We start from the raw sequence: 9,222 nt of genomic DNA, 5'->3' as shown, positions 1-9,222 counted from the left end.
GACCTCGATCTCCAGCCGCTGCGGGGGCAGCCCGCTCGCTTCCAGCGCGGAGGTGATCGACTGGGCCAGTCCGCCGCCGCGCAGATCGCGCGCCGAGACATTGACCGCCACCATGATCGGCTCGGGCCAGTGGACGCATTCGGCGGTCGCCGTTTCGAGCACAAAGCGGGTGATCGCCGAGACCATGCCGGTTTCTTCCGCCAGCCCGATGAAGACGCTGGGCGGGATCGGGCCGAGTTCGGGGTGATCCCAGCGCGCCAGGGCCTCGCAGGCCGCGACCCGCCGCGTCCGCAAATCGACAAGCGGCTGATAGACCAGCCGGAGCTGGTTGCCGGCAATCGCATCGGCCAGATCGGCCTTGAGCCGCTGGCGGTAGCGGAACTCGGTGTCCATTTCTTCCAAAAACGCCTGCGACTGCCCCTTGCCGCGCGCCTTGGCACGATAGAGCGCCAGATCGGCCCGGGTGATCAATTCGTCCAGTTCGATCGGCCCGCCGGTATGGGTGACAAGCCCGATCGAGGCGCGCAGATCGACCGGCTCACCATCGATGTCGAAGGGCCGGGTCAGCGCCGTCATGATCGCGGCGATTTCGGCGTCCACCGCCATCTCGCCCGCATGCCGGGCGCGATAGATGACGAATTCGTCGCCCCCCAGCCGGGCCAGTTGCGAGGCGGGATTGATCACCGCCGCGATGCGCAGGGCGGTTTCGGCCAGCACCTTGTCGCCGGCCAGATGGCCCAGCGAATCGTTGACGTGCTTGAAATCATCGAGATCGACGATGGCCAGCATCACCGGTTCGTAGGCACCACCGCGCTCGCGGGCCGCCAGATCGGCGTCGACCTGCTCGGTGAAATAGGAGCGGTTGGGCAGGCCGGTCAGCGCATCGTAGCGCGCCATGAAATTGATGCGCTCCTGGGCCAGGATGCGGGCCGTGACGTTTTCAAACAGCAGCACCGTGCGGTCGCCGCGCGAGGAGACGGTCACCTCGCAATGGTAATCCCCCGACAGCTTCATGATGATCTTGCCGCCCGATTGCTGGGCGATGGTGCGGTTGAGCCGCTCGGCGGTGGCCTGGGGCAGGGCGCGCTTGGCCATGGCCTCGTCAAGCAGGTCGGCAAAGGTGCGCCCGACCCAGGCCCCCTCGGCGATGCCGGCAAAGGTCTGTTGCGCGCGGTCATTGGCCAGCGCGATCACCCCGTTTTCATCGAGCATGCACAGCCCGTGCTGCATGGTTTCAAGCGCGGTATCGAGCTGTTCGGCCAGCCGCGAGGCGGCGGTGCGTTCGTGAACGGCGGCCAGCAGCATGCCGCGCACATCGGCGGCCAGAAACCGGAAGCTGATGATGAGCGGCACCAGCAGCCCGGCCAGCAGGAAATGAAACACGTCCCCGGCCAGGACCAGCCCCAGCGCGATCGGTGCGGCCGAGGTCAGCGACTGGGCGGTAACGATGCGGTCGATGCCGAAATTGCGGGTGGAAATGCCGATCATGGCGGCGATGGTCACCGAGATTGCGGTCAATTCGGCGAACGGTTCGCGCACATACACCAGCGCAATGAAACACCACACCCCATAGGTGAGCGACGAAAACACCCCCTGCACCATCTGCTGGCGCTCCCAGAACTGGGCGGCGGCGCGGTCATCGGGCCGGGGCGGGTCCTTCTCGAACGCGAGCATGTTGTAATAGCGCATGGCGGTGGAGAGGACGAACGCCATCGCCACGACATAGAACACCGGCGCATCGGCCTTGATCGCGGCGGCCACGACGGCAAGCACGGTCGCCCCCGAGCCAACCAGCAGCGCGCGCTTGTCCTTGTACAGCGATGTCACGATCGAAACGTAATCGAGCGTGGGAAGATTCTTGGTATCGGCGTTCGGCATCAACTACGACCGGATTTCGCACAGGGTGGGATCGATCATGGATTGCGATCGGTATGCAGCAGGTTGACAATGGCGTCTCAAACATTCGGTTGCAGCGCGAACTTGCAAAGTGGTTAAAACTTTCCTTATCGCGGGGCGGGGAGCGATGGCACCAATGCGCCCCCAAACCGTTTGACCGGGAGGACAGAGTTTTGGAGAGAAAAGATGACCCCCACAAGCGATGCCGACCGTGACGCGGCCCTGGCCCGGCTGCCCGGCTGGAGCCTTTCCGACCAGGGCGCGATTGCAAAAAGCTATAAATTCAAGGACTTTTCCCACGCGTTCGCCTTCATGACGCGGGTGGCGCTGCTGGCCGAAAAGGCCGGGCATCACCCCGACTGGTCCAACAGCTACAACCGCGTCGAGATCGCGCTGAAGACCCATGATGCAGGCGCGGTGACCCAAAAGGATTTTGCCCTCGCCGAGGCGATCGACGCGCTGTGAGCGCCGATCAGGGGGCGCGCAGATCACTGTCGGGCTGCTGCCGCGCCAGCGCGACCCGGCGCACCCCGAGCCAGCCCAGATAGAGCGCCAGCGCGATCGACAGGGTTTCGTGATAGGCGACAAGATCGGGGGTAAACAGCCGCGCCGCATGGCCCGCCGCCAGGGCGGCCGGAACCAGCGCCGCCGTCAGCGGCGCCCCGGACGCGGCCCGGAAATGGACGGCAAAGGCGACAAGCCCGGCAATGACGAATCCCAGCGCCAGAAGATAGAACGGGGTGAAGACGATATCGCCGAAGGTGACGGTGCCCAGTTGCAGCTCATACAGAACGCCCGAACTGAGCACGATGATCATCACCATGGCGAAGCTGAACACCCCGAAGGCGTTGAGCACGATGCCCACCCGGCCCGGCTTGACCATGCCCGGTAGGTCCTTGAGCGTCCAGATCCCGCACCCGGCCAGCACCATGCCCACGGTCACCATGGTGCCGCTGAGCACGGTGACCTGACCGCCGGCCAGCATGGCGGCTTCCCCCAGGGCCCACAGGACACACCCGAACAGCAGGGTCACGGCAAGGATCATGGCAGGGATGTTCCAAATTTGCGGCGTTCACGCATCGAAAGCCCGAGCTGGATGAAGGTCAGAGCCATGACCATGTCGATAAGCGGTTGGACGGGCGCTGGGAACGCGACAAAACTGCTCACCAGCGACAAGCCGATGGAAACGCTCATCACGATTCCTATCCAGCGCGGGTAAGCCGGGGTGGCGATCAGCCAGGCGGCAAGGGCCAGCGCACCGGCCAAGGCAATGGCCGCCGCAACCATGAAACCGGGGGTGCGCACGATGTCCGCCAAGGGCAGAACGCCCTGCCCGATCGACCAGATCGCCACCGCCGTAAAGGCTAGGGCACCGGCGCCGACCAGAACGACAGCGGCGCGACCGGCGCGGCTGATGCGCGCTTCGGGCCACAGCCCGGCAAACCCGATGGCAACGAAAACCAAAGCAAGCCCGGCGCAGGCGCCGCTCGGCCCGGTATGGTGCCCCGCAAGAATTTCGAGGACCTCACCCGCCCCGCGCAGGATTCCGCCCACGATCATTGCCCATGCCGCAATCATTGTGTGCGCTCTCCAGATGTGCGCTTGCGAACCGCAAAGGGCCTTTCCGCGATCAGAGCAAGGCCTGCTTGATTAGAGCAAGACCTGCCGGATCGGGGAAAGGCTGGTCACAAACCCGTAACGCGCAAAGGTAAAGACAGGGTTTTTCGCTTGCCGCTCCCTCCTGCCCGAATCGGCCCGAGGCCGCGGACCGCGCCCCCTGTGGCCCGCAAACGACAGCGGAAAAATTCCTTGGGCGGGGACGGCGCGGGCGCTTGAGCCCGGCCCCGGCACTTCTTACTCTTGGAAGTCCCAATGCAGGCCTCAGCTCAAACCGAAAGGCGCGCCCATGTTCGAGACCATCGCCAGATTTTTCGGCCAGACGGAAAAAGCCGATTCCCAGGTCCTGGAGCCCCGGCTGGCGGTGGCGGCGCTGCTCATCCATCTGGCGTCCGTGGACGGGGCGTCCAGCCGCGAGGAAACCGAGGCGATTTCCAAGGCGCTGAAAACCCATTACGGCCTTGATGAGGGCGAGGTGAAACGGCTGATGGTCGAAGCCCGCCGCCGGGACCGCGACGCGGTCGACCTCTATCAGTTCACGGCGCGGCTGGCCCGGCTGGAGGAAGCGGAAAAGATCGAGATCATCGCCATGATGTGGCAGGTGGTGTTCGCCGATGACAGCAATCACGAGCTGGAAGACAATATGGTGTGGCGGGTGGCCGAGATGATCGGCATTTCCTCGCGCCAGCGCACTCTGCTGCGCCGCGAGGCAAAACGATCCGCCCGGCCCGCCGATCCGGCCAACGCCTGACAGACACCCAGCCGACCGCTCCCGCTTTTTGCAATTTGCAACGCATGACCCTTGCAAATTGCAACGCGCGCGCATCGGTGCCCAGGCCAATGCCTACATATTGAAGCAAATTGCACCAACCATACCCCATATAGGGCACGGCATGATTGGCACGCTTCGTGCATTGTAGATGGCGTCCGGATCTTTGTGTGTTGCGTACCGGGCAAACTCTTGCAAAGGCCCTGCCCTCGCGTATCCGAGGCGGGCCTTTTTTTCCTCTGCATTGGCAGGCCGGGAGCACCGCACGCCCATTTCCTTTCCCCTCATCCCGCATTATACAGGGCCGATCGCAAGAAGGGACGACCCATGCTGTTTGGACTTTTGCAATTTGTCGACGTGGTCCTGAGCCTCGTCATCTTCGTCATGATCGCCCAGGTGATCGTGAGCTGGCTGCTGGCCTTCAACATCCTCAATATGTCCAACCGGTTCGTGGCGACCCTCGCCAACGCGCTGTATCAGCTGACCGACCCGGTGCTGCGCCCGATCCGGGGCTTCCTGCCCAATTTCAGCGGGCTGGATATCTCCCCCATCGTTCTGTTCCTGGGCATCTATTTCATTCGCCTGGTGATCCTGTATCCGCTGATGCGGACGGTCGCCATGCAGGGCCTGTGAACCAAGACCGCTTTTATACCCTCATCCCGGATGGCGCGCGGCTGAGCCTGCGCGTCACCCCCAATGCCCGCACCAGCGCCATTGAAGGTCCCGAATTGCGGGCCGATGGTTCTTGCGCCCTCAAGCTGCGGGTGACCGCCCCGCCCGACAAGGGCGCCGCCAACTCCGCCGTCATTGCCTTGCTCGCCAAGGCGCTGGGCCGCCCAAAATCGGCCTTCACGCTGCACAGCGGCCAGACCGCCCGCTCCAAGATAATCGTTGTAGCCGGAGACAGCGCGCAGCTTGCCGCTGCGCTCGACGCTTTGTAAGCGGCACTTAGGTCAATAGTCATGCCGCGGCAATTGTGAGCGGTTTCAAGTCACTAAACCCAAACAAGCCAGCAATACTGACCCAAATAGAGCGCAAGAATAGCCGTTGCTTCGGCGCGCGACTTCCGCCTATCCTCATGGCGACCGGCCCGTTTACGCCGGTTTGCGCCGGGCGAGATGGAGAGGAAACATTTCGCTGACTGGCGGTGTCGACGACAATCCGGGCGGCCCCTACGGGTTCCGACAGTAGTGTCGCAACCCCTTAGTGCTGTTCGGCACGAAAAGTGAGGGGAACAACACTATGACCTTGGCCTTATGGCTGATCGTTGCTTGCGGCGTCCTGTCGGTCGTCTATGGCATCGTGACCACACGCGCGCTTCTGGCTGCCGATGCCGGCTCGGAGCGCATGCAGGAAATCTCCAACGCGGTGCGCGAAGGCGCCGTCGCCTATCTCAAGCGCCAATACACCACCATCGCCATTGTCGGCGTCGTGATCCTCATCATCGCCTGGTTCCTGCTTGGCGTTTACGCGGCCATCGGCTTTCTGATCGGCGCTGTGCTGTCGGGAGCTGCCGGGTTCATCGGCATGCACGTCTCGGTGCGGGCCAATGTGCGGGTCGCCCAGGCGGCCTCCTCCTCACTGGCCGGCGGGCTCGATCTCGCCTTCAAATCCGGCGCCGTGACCGGCCTGCTGGTGGCAGGGCTCGGCCTGTTGGGCGTCACGGTCTATTTCCTCGTCCTGACGGGCATGGGCTTTGCCGCCACCGACCGGGTGGTGATCGACGCGCTGGTCGCCCTTGGCTTTGGCGCCTCGCTGATCTCGATCTTTGCCCGGCTGGGCGGCGGCATCTTCACCAAGGGGGCCGACGTGGGCGGCGATATGGTGGGCAAGGTGGAAGCGGGCATCCCCGAGGACGACCCGCGCAACCCCGCCACCATCGCGGACAACGTGGGCGATAATGTCGGCGACTGCGCCGGCATGGCGGCCGACCTGTTCGAGACCTATGTGGTGACCATCGTTGCCACCATGGTGCTCGCCGCCATCATCCTGCCGGAAAACCTCAAGCTGATCGGCATGGTGCTGCCGCTCGCCATCGGCGGCGCTTGCGTATTGACCTCGATCGCGGGCACCTATTTCGTCAAGCTCGGCGCTTCGGGCAACATCATGGGCGCGCTTTACAAGGGCGTCATCGCCACCGGAGTGCTGTCGCTGGTGGCGCTTTTGCCGGTGATGTGGCTGATGTTCGGCGATATGGGCATGATCATCACCGTGGGGGGCATGAGCTTCACCCCCTGGGCCCTTTATGGCTGTGGCGCGGCGGGACTGGTCATCACCGGGCTGATCATCTGGGTGACCGAATATTACACCGGCACCGGCTACCGCCCGGTCAATTCGATCGCCGAGGCCTCGATCACCGGCCACGGCACCAACGTCATCCAGGGGCTGGCGATCTCGCTTGAATCCACCGCCCTGCCGGCGCTGGTCATCATAGCCGGGATCATCGTCACCTATTCGCTCGCCGGACTGTTCGGCATCGGGGTTGCGGTGGTGACCATGCTGGCGCTGGCCGGCATGGTGGTGGCGCTCGACGCCTTCGGACCGGTGACCGACAATGCCGGGGGCATCGCCGAAATGGCGGGCCTGCCCGACGAGGTGCGCAAGAATACCGACGCCCTCGACGCGGTGGGCAACACCACCAAGGCCGTCACCAAGGGCTATGCCATCGGCTCGGCGGGGCTGGGGGCGCTGGTGCTGTTTGCCGCCTACACCCAGGACCTCTCCTACTTCATCTCCAGCGCCACGCCCGACAGCTTCTTTTATGGCGTGGGCCAGGTGAGCTTTTCGCTCGCCGACCCCTATGTGGTCGTGGGGCTGCTGTTTGGCGGGTTGCTGCCCTTCCTCTTTGGGGGGATGTCGATGACCGCCGTGGGCCGCGCTGCCCAGGCGGTGGTGGTCGAGGTGCGGCGGCAGTTCAAGGAGCGCCCCGGCATCATGGAAGGCACCGAAAAGCCCGATTATGGCCGGGCGGTCGACATGCTGACCAAGGCGGCGATCAAGGAGATGATCATCCCCTCGCTGCTGCCGGTGCTCTCGCCCATCGTGGTGTTTGTCGCCATCCTTTTGATCGCGGGCAAGGCCGCTGCCTTCGCTGCGCTCGGGGCCATGCTGCTCGGGGTCATCGTCACCGGCCTGTTCGTCGCCATTTCGATGACCACCGGGGGTGGAGCCTGGGACAACGCCAAAAAGAGCTTTGAGGACGGGTTCACCGATTCCACCGGCAAGACCCACCACAAGGGATCGGACGCCCACAAGGCGTCGGTGACCGGCGACACTGTGGGCGACCCGTATAAGGACACAGCCGGACCCGCGGTCAATCCGATGATCAAGATCACCAACATCATCGCATTACTGCTGCTGGCGGTGCTCTATTAGGCCGGTTTGAGCCATCATCTTTACAGCCGGACCCATGCGGCCCGGCTGTGTTTGGCGCAACCTCAACCCGTCCGGTTCGGTGGTGCGGCTAAATTTTGCATGTCTTTGAAGATCAAAGCTGGTAGTTGGACTTCCAAAATCGCGGGGCATAGTGTGCCCGCGATGCCGAATTGCATTGAGGGAATCCGCCGGACATGTTCCAAACGACCGAGGCAGCCATGCGCGAATGGCGCGACCGTCTTTCAGCTCTTTCAACACAAAACCCCGGTCTTGCCCGCTTCCTGACCAATGCTGTGCAATCGGCAGACGAGCAGGACCTGGCGCTCTATCGGCCCGAGGTGCTCGAAAGCCTGCTGACGCGGACCTTCTCCCATATCGGCGAACGCGCCGCCGGCAAGGCGGATATCCGCATCTGGGCCCCGGACACCGGCATCGCCGACGGGCTCACGATCATCGACATCTATTCCGCCGACACCCCGTTCATCGTCGATTCCGCTTTGGCCGCGATCCGCGCTGCTGGCGGCACCATCCGCTTTATCAGCCATCCGGTGGTCTCGGTCGATGCCACCGCGACCCCGTGGCAGGTGCTTGAGGCGCCCCGGGACGGCGCGCGCACCGAAAGCGTGCTCCAGGTTCATATCGACACCCCGGCCGACCCCGAAACCCTCACGGCGATTGCCAGCGAACTCGACCAGACCATGCGCGCCGTACGTGCCGCCGTGGGCGACTGGCGCGACATGCTCGAAAAGCTGCGCACCCAGGTGGTGGCCTATCGCGCCAACCCGCCGCAGATGAACGAAGCCGCGCTGACCGAGGCCATTCACTTCCTCGCCTGGCTGGCCGATCACAATTTCACCTTCCTGGGGATGCGCGACTACCGGCTGACCGGTGACGGCGACGCCCGCACCCTGGTGCCGGTCGAGGGCTCCGGGCTGGGCATCCTGCGCGACCCTGATTACCGCTATCTGCGCCAGAACGCCCAATTGGTGGACATGAACGACCAGCACCTGGCGTTCCTTGGCACCGACGAGCCGCTGATGGTCACCAAGGCCAACCGCCGCGCCCTCGTGCATCGCCGCGTCCATATGGATTATGTGGGCATCAAGACCTTTGACGAAACCGGCACCATCACCGGCGAATTGCGCATTTTGGGCCTGTTCACCTCGGCAGCCACCGCAACCCCGACCGCCGAAGTGCCGCTGATTCGCCGCAAGATCGCCGACGTGGCCCGCCGCGCCGGGTTCGACGCGCGCTCTCACGCGGGCAAGGCGCTGGCCGACGTGCTCGACACCTATCCGCGCGACGAGCTGTTCCAGATTTCCGAGGCCGAACTGGCCGAGTTCGCCACCATCATCGCCACCCTGCCCGACCGGCCAAGGGTGCGGGTTCTGCCGCGCATCGACCGGTTCGACAATTTCGTCTCGGTGCTGGTCTATCTGCCCCGCGACCGCTTCGATTCCATGGTCCGCGCCCGGATCGGCGACCATCTCGCCCGGCGCTATGAGGGGCGGGTCTCGGCCTTTACCCCCGATTTCGCCGAAGGCGAACTGGTGCGCGTCCATTTC

At 64.2% G+C, this 9,222-nt stretch carries 8 protein-coding genes and 1 pseudogene; 6 read left to right on the top strand and 3 right to left on the bottom strand.

Annotation, left to right across the window (positions count from 1 at the left end; all coding sequences use genetic code 11):
* On the bottom strand, nucleotides 1-1,878 hold a 1,878-nt coding region (locus VNS12_RS05985), incomplete at its 3' end, for a putative bifunctional diguanylate cyclase/phosphodiesterase (protein ID WP_325486931.1).
* A gap of 204 nt (nucleotides 1,879-2,082) precedes the next feature.
* Here VNS12_RS05985 and VNS12_RS05980 point away from each other — a divergent pair.
* On the top strand, nucleotides 2,083-2,361 hold the full coding sequence (locus tag VNS12_RS05980; protein ID WP_325486930.1) for a 4a-hydroxytetrahydrobiopterin dehydratase: 279 nt from the start codon (nucleotides 2,083-2,085) through the stop codon (nucleotides 2,359-2,361).
* Nucleotides 2,362-2,368: 7 nt separating this feature from the next.
* Here the strand turns inward: VNS12_RS05980 and VNS12_RS05975 are convergent, their stop codons facing one another.
* Together VNS12_RS05975 and VNS12_RS05970 are read right to left on the bottom strand one after the other, a co-directional pair.
* Complete coding sequence (locus VNS12_RS05975) at nucleotides 2,369-2,941, bottom strand: hypothetical protein (protein ID WP_325486929.1); 573 nt, start codon at nucleotides 2,939-2,941, stop codon at nucleotides 2,369-2,371.
* Nucleotides 2,938-3,474 carry a hypothetical protein gene (locus tag VNS12_RS05970; RefSeq protein ID WP_325486928.1) on the bottom strand — a complete coding sequence of 179 codons (537 nt, stop codon included), beginning with the start codon at nucleotides 3,472-3,474 and terminating at the stop codon, nucleotides 2,938-2,940. Before VNS12_RS05970 ends, VNS12_RS05975 begins: the two co-directional genes overlap by 4 nt.
* Before the next feature lie 328 nt (nucleotides 3,475-3,802).
* Here VNS12_RS05970 and VNS12_RS05965 point away from each other — a divergent pair, with 328 nt between their 5' ends.
* The 5 genes and pseudogenes from VNS12_RS05965 to VNS12_RS05945 form a co-directional block, all read left to right on the top strand.
* Nucleotides 3,803-4,264: a tellurite resistance TerB family protein gene (locus VNS12_RS05965; protein WP_325486927.1), complete on the top strand. Its 462-nt coding sequence runs from the start codon at nucleotides 3,803-3,805 to the stop codon at nucleotides 4,262-4,264.
* A 345-nt stretch (nucleotides 4,265-4,609) separates the two neighbouring features.
* Nucleotides 4,610-4,915 (top strand): YggT family protein, encoded by a 306-nt coding sequence (locus tag VNS12_RS05960; protein ID WP_325486926.1) that lies wholly within the window; start codon nucleotides 4,610-4,612, stop codon nucleotides 4,913-4,915.
* Nucleotides 4,912-5,223 (top strand): DUF167 domain-containing protein, encoded by a 312-nt coding sequence (locus VNS12_RS05955; protein ID WP_325486925.1) that lies wholly within the window; start codon nucleotides 4,912-4,914, stop codon nucleotides 5,221-5,223. The genes VNS12_RS05960 and VNS12_RS05955 overlap by 4 nt, the downstream gene beginning before the upstream one ends.
* Before the next feature lie 301 nt (nucleotides 5,224-5,524).
* Complete coding sequence (locus VNS12_RS05950) at nucleotides 5,525-7,657, top strand: sodium-translocating pyrophosphatase (protein ID WP_325486924.1); 2,133 nt, start codon at nucleotides 5,525-5,527, stop codon at nucleotides 7,655-7,657.
* Between the two features lie 194 nt (nucleotides 7,658-7,851).
* Nucleotides 7,852-9,222: pseudogene (locus tag VNS12_RS05945) on the top strand (NAD-glutamate dehydrogenase); the annotation flags it as partial.

The organism is Pelagibacterium sp. (assembly GCF_035555455.1).
Lineage (GTDB): Bacteria > Pseudomonadota > Alphaproteobacteria > Rhizobiales > Devosiaceae > Pelagibacterium.
This window is presented reverse-complemented; position numbering and strand designations above follow the sequence as displayed.

What these genes read in the sequence shown, in the direction of transcription:
- VNS12_RS05980 (WP_325486930.1), top strand. Translation starts at nt 2,083, where the DNA reads ATGACCCCCACAAGCGATGCCGACCGTGACGCGGCCCTGGCCCGGCTG.
- VNS12_RS05975 (WP_325486929.1), bottom strand. Translation starts at nt 2,941, where the DNA reads ATGATCCTTGCCGTGACCCTGCTGTTCGGGTGTGTCCTGTGGGCCCTG.
- VNS12_RS05970 (WP_325486928.1), bottom strand. Translation starts at nt 3,474, where the DNA reads ATGATTGCGGCATGGGCAATGATCGTGGGCGGAATCCTGCGCGGGGCG.
- VNS12_RS05965 (WP_325486927.1), top strand. Translation starts at nt 3,803, where the DNA reads ATGTTCGAGACCATCGCCAGATTTTTCGGCCAGACGGAAAAAGCCGAT.
- VNS12_RS05960 (WP_325486926.1), top strand. Translation starts at nt 4,610, where the DNA reads ATGCTGTTTGGACTTTTGCAATTTGTCGACGTGGTCCTGAGCCTCGTC.
- VNS12_RS05950 (WP_325486924.1), top strand. Translation starts at nt 5,525, where the DNA reads ATGACCTTGGCCTTATGGCTGATCGTTGCTTGCGGCGTCCTGTCGGTC.